Origin of the sequence: Rathayibacter sp. AY1H2 (genome assembly GCF_002931985.1) — a bacterium.
Taxonomy (GTDB): Bacteria; Actinomycetota; Actinomycetes; order Actinomycetales; family Microbacteriaceae; genus Rathayibacter.
Genome location: NZ_PSUV01000001.1, coordinates 411,818 through 428,945, shown reverse-complemented (window position 1 = coordinate 428,945; position 17,128 = coordinate 411,818). Strand labels below are relative to the sequence as shown.

Genomic DNA, 17,128 nt, shown 5'->3' with positions numbered 1-17,128 from the left:
GGAGCTGTGACGAACCTACAGCGCCCCGCGCTCGAACAGCAGCCGGAGCGATTCGAGGTCGTCCGCGACCCGCGCGCAGTCCTCGTCCCAGTCGTCGAGGCTCATCCCGGGGCGCCGCCGCACGGTGAAGGCCACCTCGGCGCCGTTCCCGTTCACGAGCACCCGGAGCGGATTGTCCACCACCGTCCCGTCGGGGAGCGTGACCTCGTGGTCCGCGACGCCGAACGGGTTCTGCGGGGCGAAGCGCACCTCGACCCGGCCCATCGGCGAGTCGGCGAACCAGCGTCCGTCGACCTGCTCGAGCGCGGAGGAGGCGAGGCCCGCGGCCCACCGCGGGAGGTTCGCCGGGTCGGAGACGAAGGCGTACACCTCCGCGGCCGGAGCCTCGATCACGACGCCCACGGGGCGCGATTCGTACAGGGTCATCCGCTCGTCCTTCCTCTGCAGCCGGTCAGTGCTCGTCGCCGAAGCTGGCGACCAGCAGCGCGGCGAGCGCCGTCCGCTCCAGCATGCCCTCGATGCCGATCGCCTCGCTGCGCGCGTGCGCACCCTCGCCCGGGGCGCCGAGCCCGTCGAGGACCGGCAGGCCCAGCGCGGCGACGAGGTTGCCGTCGCTCGCCCCGCCGACCGCGATCTCGCGGAGGGGGACGTCGATCCGCTTCGCGACCCGCTCGGCCCTGCGGTAGAGCGCGGCGACGGAGGCGGTCCGCTCGAAGACGGGCCGCTCCCAGGAGCCGCGCACCTCCAGCCGGATGCGCGGGTCGGCGGCGGCGAGCGCGTCGAGCTCGGCCTCGACGCGGGCGGCCTCGGCGGATCCGCGGATCCGCGCCTCCAGCTCCAGGCGCACGCGGGCCGTCGTCACGTTGACCCGCGAGCCGCCGGAGACCACTCCGATGTTGACCGAGGTGCCCTCCTCCTCCCGCGCGATCGCCAGCACCCGCGGGATCAGCGAGCCGAGCTCGTGGATCGCGCTCGCCCCCTTCTCCGGTTCGACCCCGGCGTGCGCCTCGACGCCGACCACGTCGATCACGAAGCGCCCGATGCCCTTGCGCGCCGTCTTGACCGCGTCGCCGATCGCGCCCTCGAACACCAGGACCGCGTCGGCGCCCGCGCACTGCCGCTCCAGGAACGGGCGGGAGGCGGCGCTGCCGATCTCCTCGTCCCCGCTCATCACCAGGCGGACGGCCGGATGCGGGACGCCGGCGTGGCGGAGCGCGGCCACCAGCCACACCATCTGCACCAGCCCGGCCTTCATGTCGTAGCTGCCCGGGCCGCTCAGGCGGTCGCCGTCGACGGCGAAGGGCCAGGAGCGGGTCGTGCCCAGGGGCCACACCGTGTCGTAGTGGCCGAGCAGCGCCACGAACGGACGCGTGCCCCGGTGCGGTCTCGCGCCACCGCTCGCCGGGACGGTCCAGCTGGTCGCGGTCGGCGCGTCCTGCGCACGCCGGTGCTGCACGTCGGCGTCGTGCCCGAGCCGCTCTCCCACCCAGTGCACCAGGAAGGCGTGCAGCTCGCCGAGCGCCTCGAGGGAGTCGCTGGGGCTCTCGATCATCACGAGGTGCCGGACGTCGTCGAGCATCCGCGAGCGGTTGTCGCGGAGGAAGGAGCGCACGCGGGCGGCGTCGTCGGCATCGGGGAAGGTCATCGACTCCGGAGTACCAGAGTGCGGCCGCTCGCGCGAACCGGCTGAACCGTTCGGGCCCCCGTTACGTTGGTGCAGGAAGAGGTGGAGATGTCCGAGGATCAGGCCCAGATGCTGCGTGCGCTGCACGACGAGCACGCCAGCGCGCTCTGGCGGTTCGTGCTGCGCCTGACCGGCGACCGCCAGATGGCGGAGGACGTCGTGCAGGAGGCGCTGCTGCGCGCCTGGAAGCACCCCGAGATCCTCGCCCAGGGCGAGGCCGCCGCCCGCTCCTGGCTCTACACCGTGGCCCGGAACCTCGTCATCGACGACCGCCGCAGCGCCCGCTACGCCCGGGAGCTGGGCACGGACGAGGTCCCCGAGCGCCCGACCGCCGACCGCACCGACCAGGTGCTCGACGCCTGGCTGCTCTCGGACGCGCTCAGCGGACTGAGCCACGACCACCGCGCCGTCATCGTGCACGCCTACTACGGCGGCCGCACGGTCACCGAGATCGCCGCGCTGCTGGGGATCGCCCCGGGCACCGTCAAGTCGCGGATGCACTACGGGATGCGGGCCCTCAAGCTCGCACTGCAGGAGCGGGGGGTGACGGAGCTGTGAGCCGCGACCCCTCCTCCGACGACCGGCACGACGACCCCTTCCGCGACTGGGACGCCGCGTACCTCCTCGGATCCCTGACCGCTGCCGACCGCCGCGAGTACGAGCTGCACCTGCGCGCCTGCCCCGGCTGCCGCGAGTCCCTCGCCGAGTTCGTCCCGCTGCCGGGCCTGCTGGCCCACCTGCCCCAGGACGAGGCGATGCGCCTGGTCGAGGAGCCGGAGGCGGCCGGCGATCCGGCTCCGGCGGCACTGCTGACCCGCCTCGCCGCGGCCACCGACTCCGTCCGCCGCCGCACCCGGCTGCGCATCGCGGGCCTGGTGCTCGCCGCCGCGGGCGTCTCGGCCGCCGCCGCCGTCGCCCTGCCGCTCGCGATCGGTCCGTCCCTCGCCCCTGTCGAGACCGTCGGCTCGACCGTCTCGCTCGCCGCGGCTCCGGGCGTCCCCGTCGAGGCCTCCGTACGGTTCGTGCCGCAGCAGTGGGGCACGCGGATCGACATGGACTGCAGCTGGGCCGACACGGCCGAGCAGTACGCGGGCTCGGCCGGCTACGTCCTCTACGTCACGGACACCTCGGGCGGCACCGAGGCCGTCGGATCGTGGACGAGCGCGCCGGGGACGACGATGGAGCCCAGCCTCGCCACCGGGCTCCCGCTCTCCGAGATCGCCTCGGTCGAGGTGCGGCTGCAGGGATCGGACACCGTCGTGCTCACCGGCCGCCCCTGAGCGGGCCGCCGGATTCCCAGGTGCGCGCTCGGCGGACTGAGTAGCTTCTCAGTCATGACGATCGCGACCCTCGCCCTCGCCCCCGCCTCCGTGGCGACCGCCTCCTCCTCCGACAGCATCGACGAGCTCTCCGGACTCGTCGGCGTCGCCGCGCGGGTGATCGCCGCGCTCGGAGAGGCGGGCGTCGGCCTGCTGACGCTGATCGAGACGGTGTTCCCGCCGATCCCGAGCGAGCTCGTGCTGCCGCTGGCCGGCTTCCTCGCCCAGCAGGGCCGGATGAACCTGGTGCTGGTCGTGATCACGGCGACCCTCGGCGCCTACCTCGGCGGCCTGATCCTCTACGCGCTCGGCCACCGCATCGGCACGGAGCGCTCGATCCGCCTGCTCTCCAAGCTCCCGCTGGTCGACCGCGAGGACTTCGAGAAGGCGGTCGGCTGGTTCCGCCGGCACGGCACCTGGGCGGTCCTCTTCGGTCGCCTCATCCCGGGCGTGCGCAGCCTCATCTCGCTCCCCGCGGGGGCCGAGCGGATGAACCTGCTGCTGTTCTCGGGACTGACGATCCTCGGCTCCGGCGTCTGGAACGGCCTGCTGATCGGCCTCGGCGCAGCCCTCGGCACACAGTACGAGCTCGTCGACCAGTACGCGGGCGTGCTCGACGCGATCATCTACAGCGCGTTCGGCGTGCTGCTGCTCGCGCTCGTGGTGCGCCGCGTGCGGCGGCACCGTGCCGCGGCGCGCACCGGATCCCGCCACTGACCTGCGTCCACGGGCGGGCGGGCGCAAGGCCCCGCGCCACCCCGCCCCGGTGCCCTAACGTTCGAGGGGTCCGCACTCCCCGACGCGAAGGAACGCCATGTCCGAGACCGCCGCGCCCACGATGTCCCGCACCTCCGTCGAGCGCTGGTGGATCATCGCCGTCTCGCTGATCGCGATCGTGCTCGGCGTCATCGCCGTCCTGATCCCCGGTCCGACGCTGCTGACCGTCGCCATCGTCTTCGGCATCCACCTGATCGCCGCGGGCGTCTTCCGCCTGCTGCTGGCCTTCACCGCCTCGCGGCTCGATGCCCGGGTGCGCTGGCTCGCGGGCCTGCTCGGCGCCCTGATCCTGGTCGCGGGCATCCTGTGCCTGTCGAACCCGTTCGAGTCGCTGAGCGTCCTGGGCCTCGTGATCGGCGCGGGCTGGATCCTCGACGGCGTCTCGAGCATCACCAGCGGCCGCACCGTCGCCGGCCCCGCGTGGCTGCCGATCGCGGCAGGGATCGCCTCGGTCATCGCGGGCGTCCTGACGATCATCATGCCCGTGCTGGCGCTGGCCTCCTTCGTCACGGTCGCGGCCATCCTGCTGATCGTCGTGGGCGTCTCGGGCCTGCTCCTGCTCCCGGGCCGCACGAAGCGCCCCGAGAGCGCCGAGGCGTAGACCGCGCGGATGGCCGATCCCGATCTCGTCCCCGAGCTGCTCGTCGCCGACCTCGACCGGAGCCTGGGGTTCTGGTGCGGTCCCTGCGGGTTCCGGATCCACTACGCCCGGCCCGAGGAGGGCTTCGCGTACCTGGTCCTCGGCTCCGCGCACGTGATGCTCGAAGAGGCGGGGCGGGGCCGCAACTGGATCGCGGCACCGCTGGAGCGCCCGCTCGGCCGGGGGATGAACCTGCAGCTGCACGTCGACGACGCCGACCGGACGGCGGCGGCGCTCGCCGAGGCCGGGACGCCGCTGTTCTCGCCGCTCGAGACCCGCTGGTACCGGGTCGGAGCGGAGGAGGCGGGCGTCCGTCAGCTGGTGGTGGCCGATCCGGACGGGTACCTTCTGCGGTTCCAGTCGTCGCTCGGACGCCGACCGGCTCGAGCGGACGTCCCCGTCGCTCCCTGACCGGCCGACTGCGCCACCATCCGCTCGGCTCAGGACGTCATGCCAGCGAGTGACGACCGTGACACCGCGCGGCTGGTTCCCTCGGAGACATGATGCAGCACCCCGCCACCGCGACCCTCCCGCAGGTCCCGGCCGCCGCCCTCTCCGAGCCCGCGAGCGAGCAGGCCGCCTCGGCGGAGCACGAGCCCCTCGTCCGTCCGGCAGACCTGGTGTCGGCGCTCACGGGCGTCGCGCTCTGCTTCTTCTCCCTCTTCGTCTACGCCATCGCGCACTGGCAGTACTTCGGCACGGACGTCGACGAGGTGAGCGTCCTCGGCTGGCTCGCGCCGCTGATCGCCGGCGTCGCCTGCCTGCTGTCGGCAGTCGTGTCCGTCGGGGTCCGCGCCTCCGGGCGCCGCGCCGAGCGGACCGCGGCATGATCCCCGTCCTCGCCGGGCCCGGCCTCGAGGCCGCGGAGCAGCTCCTCGTCCGCGCCGGATGCCTCCGCCCCGAGCACCCGTGGGCGGCCGGTGCCGCCACGGAGGCCGCGCCGCGGATCGACTTCGCCGTCCTCGCCGAGCAGGCGTGCCTCCTCGACCTCTCGGAGGAGGCGGTCGCCCGCATCGCCGTGTCGCTCGCCACCGGCCGTCCCGTCGATCTGCGGAGCGCCTTCGGGCATCTCGCGCGCGACCACGCTCAGCTCGTCATGACCGCGGTCGCCGCTGCCGCCGGGCACGATCGCGTGAGCAGCCGGATCCGCGTGGTCGGCGACGAGCGCCGGGTCGAGACGGCGCCGCCCCTGGCCGTCTGGCCCTCCTGAGCCCCCCCGCCCGCCCCGATCGGGCGGGCGCGCTCGCCGATCCGACCCTGGGCTCCGCGTTCCTCCGATGCTCCGGCCCGGTGAGCCGTACGGAGGTGCCGTGCCGCCGACCCGCGTCGCTACGGCCTTTCGGAGGTGCCCGGTTTAGGGTGTCCGTGTGCAACGAGTCGACGATTTCCCAGGAGCCGGACCGGTGGCGACCTCACCCGAATCCGGTGACCAGGGGGAGGCGTCCGCGCATCGGCTCTCCCCGACGGCGACCTCTCCCGTGCAGGTGACGAGCGGCGAGGCCGGCTACCAGGGCGGCAACGTGGCCGATCCGGTGTGGCAGTCGTGGCGCGACGAGCTCGCCAAGGTCGGCGGTCCGTCGCCCCTGCTCCACTTCGTGGACTCGCCCCGGACGCGCATCGAGCTCTCGACCACGCACCCCGGCGGGCTGCCCCCGTTCATCTCGGGCAAGACGACGCTCCTCTCCTCGCTCATCCGAGACGAGCTCGCCCTGCGCACCGCGAAGAACGCCGCGGGCGCGATCACCGACAAGGGGATCGAGCTGCGCTCGGTCCGCGGCATCGAGGGCGTCCACCTCGCCATCGGCCTCGCCCAGTGGCGCGCCGGCGACACGGAGTTCACCGCTCCCGTGCTCCTCCGCCCGCTCGCCATCCGCCGCTACGGCCGCGACTTCGAGCTCAAGCTCAAGGGCCAGCCCTACTTCAACCCGCAGCTCGCGCGCGCCCTCAAGCAGCAGTTCGGCATCACGATCGACCCCGAGCAGTTCGTCGAGCTGGCGGTGCAGAACGGCGTCTTCAAGCCGCAGCCGGTCATCGACCAGCTGCGCGGCCTGACCTCGCACCTGCCGTGGTTCGCCGTGCACCCGCGCCTCGTGGTCTCGAGCTTCGCCGACGTGGCGGGCGACATGCTCCGCGACGCCCGGATGCTCGAGCACCCCGTCCTCGACGCCGTCGCCGGGAACCCGGCCGCCAAGCGGGCGCTGCAGCAGTCGCAGAAGGTGGCGTCGATCATCCCGCAGGACGAGCGTCCTCCGGCGACCGACAACCTCCTCCTCGACGCGGACGCCGAGCAGGAGCAGGTGATCGCGAACATCGCGGCCGGCAACTCGCTCGTCGTGAAGACCCTTCCCGGCACGGGCGGCACCCAGACCATCGTCAACGCGATCGGCGCCCTGGCCGCCCAGCACAAGCGCGTGCTGGTCGTCAGCGCCCGCCGGTCGAGCCTCGACAGCATCCACCAGCGCCTGCTCTCGGCGGGCCTGGGCGGCATCGCGGTCGGGCCCCGCACGCTCCGCCGCGACCTCATCCAGTCGATCGGCCGCAACGAGAAGGCGGCGCGCCCCTCCGTCAGCGAGATCGACGACGCCCTGCTCCGGCTGCGGAAGGTGCTGCTCGACTACCGCGGCGCGCTCTCCCGGCGCGACGAGAGCTTCGGCGTCTCGGCGCTGCAGGCCCTCGAGGAGCTCGCCCGCCTCTCGCAGCTGCGGACGCCCCCGTCGACCGCCGCCCGCCTCGACCGCCGCTCCGTCACCGCTCTCGCGCACAGCCGCCCCGAGGCGACCCGGATGCTGATCGAGTCGGCGCGCCTGGGCGAGTTCCGCTACGGCCCGGGCGACTCGCCCTGGTACGGGGCCCAGTTCGACTCCACCGCCGACGCCGAGATCGCCCACGAGCTGGCCAAGCGACTGCACCTGCGCGACCTGCCGCGCCTGCTCGACCGCGCCCAGGACGTCATCGGCCAGACGCGGATGCGCCCGTTCGAGTCGGTCGCCGAGCTCGGCATCTACCTGCGCCTGCTGCAGGACGTCCGCGAGACGCTGGACAAGTTCCAGCCGGCCGTCTTCGACCGCTCGATCCAGGACCTCATCGTCGCCACCTCGCCGCGCCGCGAGGCCGCCGAGATGTCGTCCACCAACCGCCGGCGCCTGAAGAAGCTCGCCCGCGAGTACCTGCGTCCCGGCGCGCACGTCACCGACCTCAACGCGGCGCTCCGCCGGGTGCAGCAGCAGCGGACGCTGTGGCAGCGCTACGCGGTCGCCGGCACGATCCCCGAGGTCCCGGTCGGCGTCGCCGACGTGCAGGTGGCCTACCAGCAGGTGACCGACCAGCTGAGCCGTCTCGACGAGCCGCTCGGCCGCCGCGGGACGAACCTGCAGCTCGCCTCGCTCCCTCTCGCCGAGCTGGCCTCGATGGTGTCCGGCCTCGCCGAGGACAGCGAGGTGCTGGCCAACCTCCAGGAGCGGACGACCCTCCTCGCCACCCTGCGCGACTGGGGCCTGGACCCGCTGCTCACCGACCTCTCGCGCCGCCACGTGCCGGCCGAGCTGGTCGCGGGCGAGCTGGACCTGGCCTGGTGGCGCTCGGCGCTCGAGATCATGCTGACCGACGAGCGTGCGCTGCTCGGCGGCAACACGAGCGTGCTCGACCGGCTCGAGGCCGACTTCAAGCTCGTCGACGAGGCGCACGCCGCCTCGAGCGCCGAGCTGCTGGCCTGGAAGCTCTCCGAGACCTGGAAGATCGGGCTCGTCGACTGGCCGCAGGAGCGCGACGCGCTGCGCGCGCTGCTGCGCACCGAGGCGGCGACGACCCCTCAGGAGCTGCAGAAGGCCGCTCCGCACCTCTCGCGCGTGCTCGCTCCGGCCTGGCTCGCCTCGCCGTACGAGGTGCACCGCATCGGCACCGAGACGACCTTCGACGCGGTGTTCCTCGTCGATGCCGGGGCGACCACGCTGGCCGAGAACGTCGGAGCGATCCGCCGGGCCAAGCAGGTCGTCGCGTTCGGCGACCCGGTCACGCAGACCCCCACTCCCTTCGGCCTGCGCGTCGACGAGACGCCGGAGTTCGGCTCCACCGCCTCGCGGACCGACGTGGAGGCGCTGCACGCCCAGTCGGCGCTCGCCCGCCTCGGCGAGCTGCTCAACACCGTCACGCTCACCCGCAGCTACCGCGCGGGCGGCGAGGACCTGGCCGAGCTGGTCAACCGCCGCTTCTACGGCGGCCGCATCGACTCGCTGCCCTGGGCCGGCTCGTTCCTCGGACACGACTCGCTCCGCTTCCACTACATCGCGAGCGGGCACGGCATGCCCGAGAACGACTCCGGAGCCGTCGAGTCCGTCGACGCCGAGGTCGCGAAGGTGGTCGAGCTGGTGCTCGAGCACGCGGTGATCCGTCCGCGCGAGTCGCTGATGGTCATCACCGCGAGTCCTCGCCACGCCGTGCGGGTGCAGCAGGCGGTGCTGACGGCCTTCGCCAAGCGCACCGATCTGAGCGACTTCATCCTCGGCGACCGTCCCGAGCCCTTCGCCGTCGTGACTCTGGAGCAGTCGGTCGCGCAGAGCCGCGACCGCGTCATCTTCTCGATCGGCTACGGCCGGACGCCCCACGGCCGCCTGCTGTCGAACTTCGGCGCGCTCGCGGAGCCGGGCGGAGAGCGCCTGCTGGCGGTCGGGATGACCCGTGCCCGCCGCTCGATGGACATCGTCTCGTGCTTCCGCCCGGGCGACATCGACGAGTCGCGCATGCGCTACGGCATGGTCGCGCTCGCGCAGGTGCTGCAGGAGGCGGAGGACCGCGTCCAGCCGAGCGACCGCGACGACTACTCGGAGCCGATGCTGGTCGATCTCGCCGCGCGCCTCGAGCGCCGCGGACTCCGGGTCAACATCGGGCACAAGGGCAAGCTGGCCCTCGTCGCCGCGCACGGGACCCGTGCCGTGGTGGTCGAGACCGACCGCGACGTGAGCACGCAGAGCCTGCGCGTGTCGCTGCGCCTGCGTCCGGAGCTGCTGCGCCGGCTGGGCTGGCACTACCTGCGGGTGCACAACTTCGAGCTGTTCGCCGACCCCGAGGCCGTGGCCGCGCGGGTGGCCGGGCTGATCGATGCGACCGCGGGGGAGGAGCAGACCGCTGCTCCCGCCGCCGGCGAGGCTCCTGCTGCTCCCGCCGCTCCTGCCGCCGCCGCCGCTCCGGCATCGGGGGAGACGCAGCCCGTCGAGCCGCTGCCGCACGACTGATCGTGGCGCCGGATCCCGACGCCCCCGCGGGTGCCGACCGCCCGTTGCGGCGCACCCGCGGCGGTCGGCGGGCGACGCTCCCCGCGAAGCCGGGCACCGATCCGTCCCCGCACGACGCTCCGATCGCCGACCCCTCCGCGCCGCCCGCGCGCCCCGACACCGGCCCGAACGACGCGCGCCTGCGCCAGGACGTCCCTCCGCACTACTGATTCCACCCGCGCCGGTTGACGGTCCTCGAGTCGCCGCCGGTCCCGTCGACGACCTCGGGCCTCACCCCGGCACGCCCCCGCTCGACGAGCGGACACGTCACGCGGACGTCTGGCGACCGATCACGTCGGGCCCGTCGACGGTGGCCGACCGCTTCCCGTCCGATGGCCGCTGACGACCGCTTCCGTCCGGTGCCCGTTGACCGACCGCTTCCCGCCCGGTGCCCGCCGGTATCGAGGAGCGCGTGGAGACAGGGCCGATCAGCCCCCGTCGGAGACGCCGAAGGTCCCGTTCGGCGACCTCCCGAAGGTGCAGGTGCCGTCCGAAACGCGTGCCGACGTTTCGGACGCACCGTTCGCACAACGCTCTGCGAAGCGTTCCCCGATCGGGAAGCCGACCGCGGTCCTCTTCCGCCTCCGGCGGAAGGAGACAGAGCGACTCAGTCGACGTGCTTGCCGGAGTTCGCGGTGGTGGCGGTGCCGTTGTTGGCGAGCAGGTCGCGGATGTCGGCGAGGAGCTCGAGCTCGGTGGGGGCCTTGTCCTCCGCGGCGGGGGCGTCGGCGGTCTTCTTGGCGAACGCGGCGTTCTTGAGGTGGTTGATCGGCAGGACGAACGCGAAGTAGAGGACGAAGGCGACGATCACGAACTGGATCAGGGCCGAGATGACCGAGCCGTAGGCGATGACGGTCGGGTCCTCGCCGTTCTCTCCCGGTCGGATGGGCCAGGCCAGGGCCTCGAGGGAGGAGGCGTCGAAGATCACGCCGATGAGCGGGTTGAAGATCCCCGTCACGATCGCGTTGACGATGGTCGTGAAGGCGGCGCCGATGACCACGGCGACAGCCAGGTCGATGACGTTGCCGCGGAGGATGAACTCTTTGAAGCCGTTGATCATGATGGTTCCGTTTCTGCCGTGAGCGGTGGGTGGCGGGTCAGCTCCCGGAGGAGGAACCCGAGGAGGAGGACCCGGAGGAGCCCGAGGACGACGAGGAGGAGGACGATCCGGAGCCCGAGGACCCCGAGCCGGACGAGGAGCCGCCCGAGCCCGATGAACCCGAGGATCCGGAGGAGGAGCCGCCCGATCCCGAGGAGCCCGACGACGAGTCGGATGAGCCGGAGCCGGATGCGCCCGAGCCGGACGAGCCGGCACCCGAGGAGGAGGAGCCGCCCTCGCTCGACTTCCCGCCGGAGCGGGAGTCGGTGCGGTAGAAGCCCGAGCCGTTGAAGGTCACGCCGACCGCGCTGAACACCTTGCGCAGCGCCCCCTGGCAGCTCGGGCACTCGGTGAGCGTGTCGTCGGTGAACTTCTGCTGGATGTCGAAGGCGTTGCCGCACTGCGTGCAGCGGTAGGAGTAGGTGGGCACAGGGGGCTCCTCGGAGGCGGGTGGGGGAGAAGGAGGACGGGGTCAGTGGCGCAGGTCGACGATGCCGGAGGGAGTGACGACTCCGTCGACGGCCTGGTCGTGGACCTCGCTGGGCACCCGGTCGACGAGCTCGCTGTCGAAGACGACGGCGTAGACCGGCGGGCACTTCTCCATCGAGCCGAGGGTCTTGTCGAAGTAGCCGCGCCCCCAGCCCATCCGCATCCCCTGCCGGTCGACGGTGGCGGCCGGGACGACGATGAGGTCGACGTCGTTGATCGCGATGGGGCCGAGCAGCTGCCCGACGGGCTCGGGCATGCCGAACAGGCCCTGGGTCTCGGTGTGGCCGTCGCCGACCGCCCAGTCGAGCAGGCCGTCCTGGCGCGAGACGGGGAAGAGGACGCGGATGCCGTGGCTCTCGGCCCAGCCCAGGAACGGCCGGGTGCTCGGCTCGTCCGGAGCGGAGAGGTAGCACGCGAGGGAGCGGGCCCCCACGCGGGTGGCGAGCTCGATCAGGTGGGCGGTGATCTGCTCCGCGGCCTGGTCGCGAGCGGTCGAGGTCTGCGTGCGGCGGCGCTCGCGCAGCTCGGCGCGCAGCGCCCGCTTCTCGTGCGTGATGTCGGCTGGCATGCGCTCAGTCTAGAACCGGGCCCCGCGCCGGCCTCCGCGCGGACGACCCTGAGGGACGCTCGTCCCGGACCGCCCCGGAACGGGGACCGGCGCCTTCCGTCGCCGGTCCTGGCGCGAAACTCCCGCGACTTCCCCCGCCGCTAGGATGGCGCCCCATGGGCACTCGAATCCGCAAAGCAGTCATCCCCGCCGCAGGTCTCGGCACCCGCTTCCTGCCGGCGACGAAGGCCATCCCCAAGGAGATGCTGCCGGTCGTCGACAAGCCGGCGATCCAGTACGTGGTCGAGGAGGCTGCGGACGCCGGCCTCCAGGACGTGCTCGTGATCATCGGGCGCAACAAGAACGCGCTCGCCAACCACTTCGACTCGGTGCCCGAGCTCGAGCAGAACCTGTCCCAGAAGAAGGACGACAAGAAGCTCGAGCACGTCAAGTACGCGAGCGACCTCGCCGACGTGCACTTCGTCCGTCAGGGCGAGCCGAAGGGCCTCGGCCACGCGGTCTCCCGCGCGCAGCGCCACGTCGGCGACGAGCCCTTCGCCGTGCTCCTCGGCGACGACCTGATCGACGCCCGCGACCCGCTGCTCTCCCGCATGATCGACGTCGCCGAGCAGCGCGACACCACGGTGGTCGCGCTGCTCGAGGTCGACCCCGACCAGATCCACCTCTACGGCTGCGCGGCGGTCGAGGCGACCGACGAGGACGACGTGGTGCGGATCACCGGGCTGGTCGAGAAGCCCTCCAAGGAGGACGCCCCCTCGAACCTCGCGATCATCGGCCGCTACGTGCTGAAGCCCGACGTGTTCGGCGTGCTCGAGCACACCGCTCCGGGCAAGGGCGGCGAGATCCAGCTGACCGACGCGCTGGAGCGCATGGCGCAGGACCCGGCCGAGTTCGGCGGCGTCTACGGCGTCGTGTTCCGCGGCCGCCGCTACGACACCGGCGACAAGCTCGACTACATCAAGGCCATCGTGCAGCTCGCCTCCGACCGCGACGACCTCGGCAAGGACCTCAAGCCCTGGCTGAAGGACTTCGTCGCCGGCCTCTGAGCCCCGGCGAGCGCTCCTCCGGAACGGACGGGACCCCCTGCTGCGGCACGGGATCCCGTCCGTTCGTCCGTTCCCAGAGAGCACGGAACGCCGCGGAGTCCAGTCCCCCTCCCGCAGTGCGGCGGAGCAGTAGGGTCGCATCATGCCGCTCCCGATCCCGACGCTCACCGAGGGTCGTGTCACCGTCCGCCCCATCCGCGTGCGCGACGCCCGCCCTCTCGAGCGGGAGCTGATCGCGAACCGGTCGTGGCTGCGCCAGTGGGAGGCGTCCGACCCCCGGGGAGGCGCCGCGTTCGACGTGCGCGCCAGCATCCGCTCGCTGCAGCAGAACGCGCGGGCCGGCGGGGGAGTGCCGTTCCTCATCGACTGGGACGGCGAGCTCGCCGGGCAGCTCAACATCTCGAACATCGGGTACGGCTCGCTCTCCTCCGGGTCGATCGGCTACTGGGTGTCCGAGCGCTACGCCGGGCGGGGGATCACTCCGATCGCCGTGGCACTCGCTGCCGACCACGCCTTCCTCGACCTGGGGCTGCACCGGATCGAGATCTGCATCCGCCCGGAGAACCGGCCGAGCCTGCGCGTGGTCGAGAAGCTCGGCTTCCGCTACGAGGGCCTGCGGCGACGCTTCATCCACATCAACGGCGACTGGCGCGACCACTTCTGCTTCGCCCTCGTGGCGGAGGAGGTGCCCCGCGGCGTGCTCCGCCGCTACCTCGACGGGCAGGTCCCGTCGGAGGTCGGCGTGCCGACCGACGCGGATCTCCGCGCCTCGCGCCGCTCGGGTCTCTCCGGACCCTCCGACGGCGCCGGTGTCCCTCCGACGGGGCCCCGACTGATCCGCGATCCGCACGGACACACCTACCCGTAATGACGGACGGGAGTGCCCGGTGCTCCTAGCGTTGTCCGCATGAGTAGCGACTGGCTGGGCGGGGGCGTCGTCTGGGCGCTCGCCGCCGTTCTGTGGGTCGCCTACCTGATCCCCACGTGGATGCGCAGGCGGTCGTACAACGCGACCGAGCGCAACGCGGTGAGGCTGCAGCAGACGCTGCGGATCCTCGCCGAGACCGCGGAAGTGCCCGAGCACGTGCGTGCGGAGGCGACAGCCCGCGAGGTGGCGCTGCAGCAGCGCCGGCTCCGGGTGACCGAGACACGACGACGAGCCGAAGAGAAGGCACAGGCGATGGAGCTGGCACAGGCGGAGAAGGCGGCGCGCGACGCGCTGCGACGGGCGACCGCGAGCGCACGGCGGAGCACGCGGTCAGGGCCCTCGGTCCTGCGCTGGCGCCAGGGCGCCGCGCTGGCCGTGCTGGTCGGGGCGGTCGCCGCGCTGGTCGGGCTCGTGATGCTGCCCTTCGGCGGCACGGGTGCGGTGCCGCTCGTCGGCCTGCTCCTCGCCGTCGCGGGGCTCGGCACGCTGATCCTGCTGGCTCCGGGTCGCCGGCGCGCGGCCGCTCCGGCCGCAACAGCGACGACGGCCGCCGCGACCGAGCGCCGGCGCGCCGAGGTCTTCGAGGCCGAGCTCGCCGAGGAGGCGGCGGACGACGCCTCCGAGGAGCTCGCCGAGGACCGTGCGAGCTGGACGCCGCAGCCGCTCCCCAAGCCGCTCTACCTCTCCCGGGGCACGGTCGCCGCCTCCGCGATGGCGTCGATCGACGCCGTGGAGCGCCTGCGCACCGCCGCGGCGGAAGCGGAGCTCGCCCAGCGCGCCGCCGCGACCGCTCCCGAGGTGGCGCCGCTGCGCGTCCCGCGTGCTGCCGCTCCCGCTCCCGAGGCGCCGCGTCCCTCCTCCCGCTTCGCCGCGATGGGCGTCGTGGACGGCGTCGACGCGATCGACCTCGACCAGGCGCTGCAGCGCCGCCGCGGGGCCTGACCCGAGTGCGAGGCGCCTGCTCGTCCGTGCTAGTGTGGACGAGTTGTTCGGGCCGGTGACGGCTCGGAAGGCACGGGTCCGTGGCGCAGTTGGTAGCGCGCTTCGTTCGCAATGAAGAGGTCAGGGGTTCGAATCCCCTCGGATCCACCACCACGGAAGGCCCGCTCGAGAGAGCGGGCCTTCTGCGTTCTCCCGGCGGCCGGATCGGGAACCTCGCCTGTTCGGCGGGTCGACCGCCTCGCGGCCTCGACGCGCTCGTCGGCGGAGAAGTGGTCCGTTGGATCGGCTTCGGTACTAGGCGTCTCCGCCGATCCTGGCTCGACCGCCGAGGACGGCGACTCCCGTCGAGACTCCGGCGACTGCGACCATCGCGACGATGCCCAGTGCCCGGAGCACGAACGCCTTGTGCTCCGAATCCTTGAGTGCTTCGTCGTCGATCGCTTCTTTGAACAGCCGAAGGACCGAGTAGCGGTCCGTCGCGCTCAGGGTGTCACGATCCAGTTCGCGGTTCAGGACGGCGCGGTACTCGGCGAAGGCCCTGTGAACCTTCTTCTGACTCTTCCAATTGGCTCGAACGGCTGAACTCGCCTGATCTCGCACCTCACTGAACGAGTCGAGGACGAGATTCTTGAAATCCGGGAACTGCTCGACGACCTTCAGGGCGAGCTCCTCGCTCATGTTCGGCAGCTCGGATGCGAACGCGATGAACTTCTCTTTCGACAGATTCCTCCAGGAGTCGATACCGATCCTCTGCTTGAGATCGTCCTCGTTCGAGTGGTCCATGCTGATCCCTCTTCCCTCCACGGCGACGGCCGATCATCGCTTCAGAGTATCGAGGAGGAGCCGTCGGTCCACGTGCTCTCCGGGCGGGAGAGCGCGCGGGCCGGTCGTGCAGGTCCTGACGATCGGGCGCCCGAAGCTGTGGGCCGCTCGCCTCCGTGCGTCCTCCGTGTCCCCCATCCGGGCCGCGCCTGACGGGAGCCGCCCTCCTCCGGTCCGTCGGGGGAGCCGCGGCGACGTACGCTCGCCCCTCGTGCTCTCGCAGCACGCGAGGCACTCGAACGATGGACGACCAGGGGACGGGACGACATGGGGACCACAGCACACAGGGCACGGCGGAGAGCAGCAGGGGTCGGCGCGGGGGCGATCGCGCTCCTGGCGGGGCTCCTGGCGGCACCGCCGGCGCAGGCGTCCGGGACGCAGACGCTGCTCGCGCTCGGCGACTCGATCACGCGCGCGGCCACGACCTGCGGGGTGAACCGCGACTGCGTCGAGAACTCCTGGGCGACGGGATCGGCGCCCGCGGTCGACTCGATCGCGAACCGGATGGCGCTGGCGGATCCGCGGACGGCGGTCCGCGCGGTGAACTACGCGAAGTCGGGCGCGGTCATCAGCGGAGTCGAGTCGCGGATCGACGCCGCGGTCGCGGCCGGGGAGGAGCCGGACGTGGTTACGCTGCTGATCGGCGGCAACGACCTCTGCTCGCTGAGCCTCTCGCCCGACTCCCGCGACGGCTACGCGATGACGCCCGCGGCCTCCTTCGCCGCGTCGGCGACCCGGATCCTGCGCTCGATCGGCGAGGAGTGGCCGGAGGCGACGGTGCTCGTCGGCTCGGTCCCGGACATCGAGTCGGAGTGGGAGGCCGTGAAGCCGACGCCGGGCGCCGCGATCTGGGCCTGGGGCGGGGTCTGCCGGACCCAGCGCGGAGTCGACGCCACGACCGGAGCCCCGCTGACCGGCTCGGCCTACACCGCCTCGCTCGCGGCGGCGGAGGACCGGGAGGCCGACTTCAACGAGGCACTGGAATCGGCCTGCGCGTCCGCCGCGAACGACTGCGTGTGGGACGGCGGCGCCCTCACGGCGGCTCCGATCTCGCTCGATCAGCTCTCGACGGACGTCGACTACTTCCACCCGAACGTCGCCGGCCAGGCGATGATCGCGGAGGAGCTGTGGACGGCCTGGGGCCTCGGCGACGAACCGACCCCGACTCCCACGTCGGCGCCCACCGCGGCTCCTGCTCCGGCACCCGCGGGCTCGCCCGCGCCGTCGCGCGACACGACGGCTCCGAAGACCGTCATCACCGCGCCGACGAGCGGATCGACGGTGCGCGGCTCTGTCACCCTGGTCGCCACCGCCAAGGACGACGTCGGCACGACGAAGCTGAGCTTCTGGAGCGGAGCCACGCGGCTGGGCGACGCGACGAGGGCGTCGGACGGCACGTGGCGCCTGACTGTCTCCGCCTCCTCCTACCCGGCCGGGCGGTACGCGATCGTCGCGCACGCCTACGACGCCGCAGGGAACCTCGGGCGGAGCTCTTCGATCACCCTCAAGCGCTGAGCGGCTGAGGGGGCCGTCCGTCACCGGCCCCC

19 protein-coding genes and 1 tRNA gene are annotated in these 17,128 nt (G+C 72.7%); 14 read left to right on the top strand and 6 right to left on the bottom strand.

Annotation, left to right across the window (positions count from 1 at the left end; all coding sequences use genetic code 11):
- Window positions 1-15: 15 nt before the first annotated feature.
- Both C5C29_RS01935 and C5C29_RS01930 read right to left on the bottom strand, forming a co-directional pair.
- On the bottom strand, window positions 16-426 hold the full coding sequence (locus tag C5C29_RS01935) for an SRPBCC family protein (protein WP_104225068.1): 411 nt from the start codon (window positions 424-426) through the stop codon (window positions 16-18).
- A gap of 25 nt (window positions 427-451) precedes the next feature.
- Window positions 452-1,645: a M20/M25/M40 family metallo-hydrolase gene (locus tag C5C29_RS01930; protein ID WP_104225069.1), complete on the bottom strand. Its 1,194-nt coding sequence runs from the start codon at window positions 1,643-1,645 to the stop codon at window positions 452-454.
- Between the two features lie 87 nt (window positions 1,646-1,732).
- Between C5C29_RS01930 and C5C29_RS01925 the strand changes: the two genes are divergently transcribed.
- From C5C29_RS01925 to C5C29_RS16955, 9 genes are all read left to right on the top strand, one after another.
- A complete protein-coding gene (locus C5C29_RS01925; protein WP_104225070.1) occupies window positions 1,733-2,242 on the top strand; it encodes a sigma-70 family RNA polymerase sigma factor in 510 nt (169 codons plus the stop codon).
- A complete protein-coding gene (locus C5C29_RS01920) occupies window positions 2,239-2,964 on the top strand; it encodes an anti-sigma factor (RefSeq protein WP_104225071.1) in 726 nt (241 codons plus the stop codon). The genes C5C29_RS01925 and C5C29_RS01920 overlap by 4 nt, the downstream gene beginning before the upstream one ends.
- Window positions 2,965-3,018: 54 nt before the next feature.
- Window positions 3,019-3,720, top strand: coding sequence for a DedA family protein (locus C5C29_RS01915; protein ID WP_104225072.1), 702 nt, complete (start codon window positions 3,019-3,021; stop codon window positions 3,718-3,720).
- Window positions 3,721-3,817: 97 nt separating this feature from the next.
- Window positions 3,818-4,381: an HdeD family acid-resistance protein gene (locus C5C29_RS01910; protein ID WP_104225073.1), complete on the top strand. Its 564-nt coding sequence runs from the start codon at window positions 3,818-3,820 to the stop codon at window positions 4,379-4,381.
- Between the two features lie 9 nt (window positions 4,382-4,390).
- The gene (locus C5C29_RS01905) at window positions 4,391-4,831 is read left to right on the top strand and encodes a VOC family protein (RefSeq protein WP_104225074.1); all 441 of its coding nucleotides are present in this window, start codon (window positions 4,391-4,393) and stop codon (window positions 4,829-4,831) included.
- A gap of 89 nt (window positions 4,832-4,920) precedes the next feature.
- The gene (locus C5C29_RS01900) at window positions 4,921-5,250 is read left to right on the top strand and encodes a hypothetical protein (protein WP_104225075.1); all 330 of its coding nucleotides are present in this window, start codon (window positions 4,921-4,923) and stop codon (window positions 5,248-5,250) included.
- Window positions 5,247-5,630, top strand: coding sequence for a hypothetical protein (locus tag C5C29_RS01895; protein WP_104238332.1), 384 nt, complete (start codon window positions 5,247-5,249; stop codon window positions 5,628-5,630). The genes C5C29_RS01900 and C5C29_RS01895 overlap by 4 nt, the downstream gene beginning before the upstream one ends.
- A gap of 193 nt (window positions 5,631-5,823) precedes the next feature.
- Window positions 5,824-9,648 carry a DEAD/DEAH box helicase gene (locus tag C5C29_RS01890; RefSeq protein WP_374953983.1) on the top strand — a complete coding sequence of 1,275 codons (3,825 nt, stop codon included), beginning with the start codon at window positions 5,824-5,826 and terminating at the stop codon, window positions 9,646-9,648.
- Window positions 9,649-9,650: 2 nt separating this feature from the next.
- Window positions 9,651-9,857, top strand: coding sequence for a hypothetical protein (locus C5C29_RS16955; RefSeq protein ID WP_104223221.1), 207 nt, complete (start codon window positions 9,651-9,653; stop codon window positions 9,855-9,857).
- 437 nt (window positions 9,858-10,294) lie between these two features.
- On the opposite strand, the gene mscL is transcribed toward C5C29_RS16955, so the two are convergent.
- The 3 genes from mscL to C5C29_RS01870 are packed head-to-tail and all read right to left on the bottom strand — an operon-like array spanning window position 10,295 to window position 11,843.
- The gene (mscL, locus tag C5C29_RS01880) at window positions 10,295-10,747 is read right to left on the bottom strand and encodes a large conductance mechanosensitive channel protein MscL (RefSeq protein WP_181074922.1); all 453 of its coding nucleotides are present in this window, start codon (window positions 10,745-10,747) and stop codon (window positions 10,295-10,297) included.
- A gap of 37 nt (window positions 10,748-10,784) precedes the next feature.
- Window positions 10,785-11,216, bottom strand: coding sequence for an FmdB family zinc ribbon protein (locus tag C5C29_RS01875; protein WP_104223220.1), 432 nt, complete (start codon window positions 11,214-11,216; stop codon window positions 10,785-10,787).
- 42 nt (window positions 11,217-11,258) lie between these two features.
- A complete protein-coding gene (locus C5C29_RS01870; protein ID WP_104223219.1) occupies window positions 11,259-11,843 on the bottom strand; it encodes a 5-formyltetrahydrofolate cyclo-ligase in 585 nt (194 codons plus the stop codon).
- A 155-nt stretch (window positions 11,844-11,998) separates the two neighbouring features.
- Between C5C29_RS01870 and galU the strand changes: the two genes are divergently transcribed.
- From galU to C5C29_RS01850, 4 genes are all read left to right on the top strand, one after another.
- The gene (galU, locus tag C5C29_RS01865; RefSeq protein ID WP_104223218.1) at window positions 11,999-12,889 is read left to right on the top strand and encodes a UTP--glucose-1-phosphate uridylyltransferase GalU; all 891 of its coding nucleotides are present in this window, start codon (window positions 11,999-12,001) and stop codon (window positions 12,887-12,889) included.
- Window positions 12,890-13,031: 142 nt separating this feature from the next.
- Window positions 13,032-13,757: a GNAT family N-acetyltransferase gene (locus tag C5C29_RS01860; protein ID WP_104223217.1), complete on the top strand. Its 726-nt coding sequence runs from the start codon at window positions 13,032-13,034 to the stop codon at window positions 13,755-13,757.
- 39 nt (window positions 13,758-13,796) lie between these two features.
- On the top strand, window positions 13,797-14,759 hold the full coding sequence (locus C5C29_RS01855; RefSeq protein ID WP_104223216.1) for a hypothetical protein: 963 nt from the start codon (window positions 13,797-13,799) through the stop codon (window positions 14,757-14,759).
- A 74-nt stretch (window positions 14,760-14,833) separates the two neighbouring features.
- Window positions 14,834-14,909, top strand: a tRNA-Ala gene (locus C5C29_RS01850).
- 144 nt (window positions 14,910-15,053) lie between these two features.
- Here the strand turns inward: C5C29_RS01850 and C5C29_RS01845 are convergent.
- The gene (locus C5C29_RS01845) at window positions 15,054-15,542 is read right to left on the bottom strand and encodes a hypothetical protein (RefSeq protein WP_104223215.1); all 489 of its coding nucleotides are present in this window, start codon (window positions 15,540-15,542) and stop codon (window positions 15,054-15,056) included.
- 306 nt (window positions 15,543-15,848) lie between these two features.
- Here C5C29_RS01845 and C5C29_RS01840 point away from each other — a divergent pair, with 306 nt between their 5' ends.
- Window positions 15,849-17,096, top strand: a complete 1,248-nt coding sequence (locus C5C29_RS01840; protein ID WP_104223214.1) for a GDSL-type esterase/lipase family protein — start codon at window positions 15,849-15,851, stop codon at window positions 17,094-17,096.
- Window positions 17,097-17,128 lie beyond the last annotated feature (32 nt).

What these genes read in the sequence shown, in the direction of transcription:
- C5C29_RS01935 (WP_104225068.1), bottom strand. Translation starts at nt 426, where the DNA reads ATGACCCTGTACGAATCGCGCCCCGTGGGCGTCGTGATCGAGGCTCCG.
- C5C29_RS01930 (WP_104225069.1), bottom strand. Translation starts at nt 1,645, where the DNA reads ATGACCTTCCCCGATGCCGACGACGCCGCCCGCGTGCGCTCCTTCCTC.
- C5C29_RS01925 (WP_104225070.1), top strand. Translation starts at nt 1,733, where the DNA reads ATGTCCGAGGATCAGGCCCAGATGCTGCGTGCGCTGCACGACGAGCAC.
- C5C29_RS01915 (WP_104225072.1), top strand. Translation starts at nt 3,019, where the DNA reads ATGACGATCGCGACCCTCGCCCTCGCCCCCGCCTCCGTGGCGACCGCC.
- C5C29_RS01910 (WP_104225073.1), top strand. Translation starts at nt 3,818, where the DNA reads ATGTCCGAGACCGCCGCGCCCACGATGTCCCGCACCTCCGTCGAGCGC.
- C5C29_RS01905 (WP_104225074.1), top strand. Translation starts at nt 4,391, where the DNA reads ATGGCCGATCCCGATCTCGTCCCCGAGCTGCTCGTCGCCGACCTCGAC.
- C5C29_RS01900 (WP_104225075.1), top strand. Translation starts at nt 4,921, where the DNA reads ATGATGCAGCACCCCGCCACCGCGACCCTCCCGCAGGTCCCGGCCGCC.
- C5C29_RS01895 (WP_104238332.1), top strand. Translation starts at nt 5,247, where the DNA reads ATGATCCCCGTCCTCGCCGGGCCCGGCCTCGAGGCCGCGGAGCAGCTC.
- mscL (WP_181074922.1), bottom strand. Translation starts at nt 10,747, where the DNA reads ATGATCAACGGCTTCAAAGAGTTCATCCTCCGCGGCAACGTCATCGAC.
- C5C29_RS01870 (WP_104223219.1), bottom strand. Translation starts at nt 11,843, where the DNA reads ATGCCAGCCGACATCACGCACGAGAAGCGGGCGCTGCGCGCCGAGCTG.
- galU (WP_104223218.1), top strand. Translation starts at nt 11,999, where the DNA reads ATGGGCACTCGAATCCGCAAAGCAGTCATCCCCGCCGCAGGTCTCGGC.
- C5C29_RS01860 (WP_104223217.1), top strand. Translation starts at nt 13,032, where the DNA reads ATGCCGCTCCCGATCCCGACGCTCACCGAGGGTCGTGTCACCGTCCGC.
- C5C29_RS01855 (WP_104223216.1), top strand. Translation starts at nt 13,797, where the DNA reads ATGAGTAGCGACTGGCTGGGCGGGGGCGTCGTCTGGGCGCTCGCCGCC.
- C5C29_RS01845 (WP_104223215.1), bottom strand. Translation starts at nt 15,542, where the DNA reads ATGGACCACTCGAACGAGGACGATCTCAAGCAGAGGATCGGTATCGAC.
- C5C29_RS01840 (WP_104223214.1), top strand. Translation starts at nt 15,849, where the DNA reads ATGGGGACCACAGCACACAGGGCACGGCGGAGAGCAGCAGGGGTCGGC.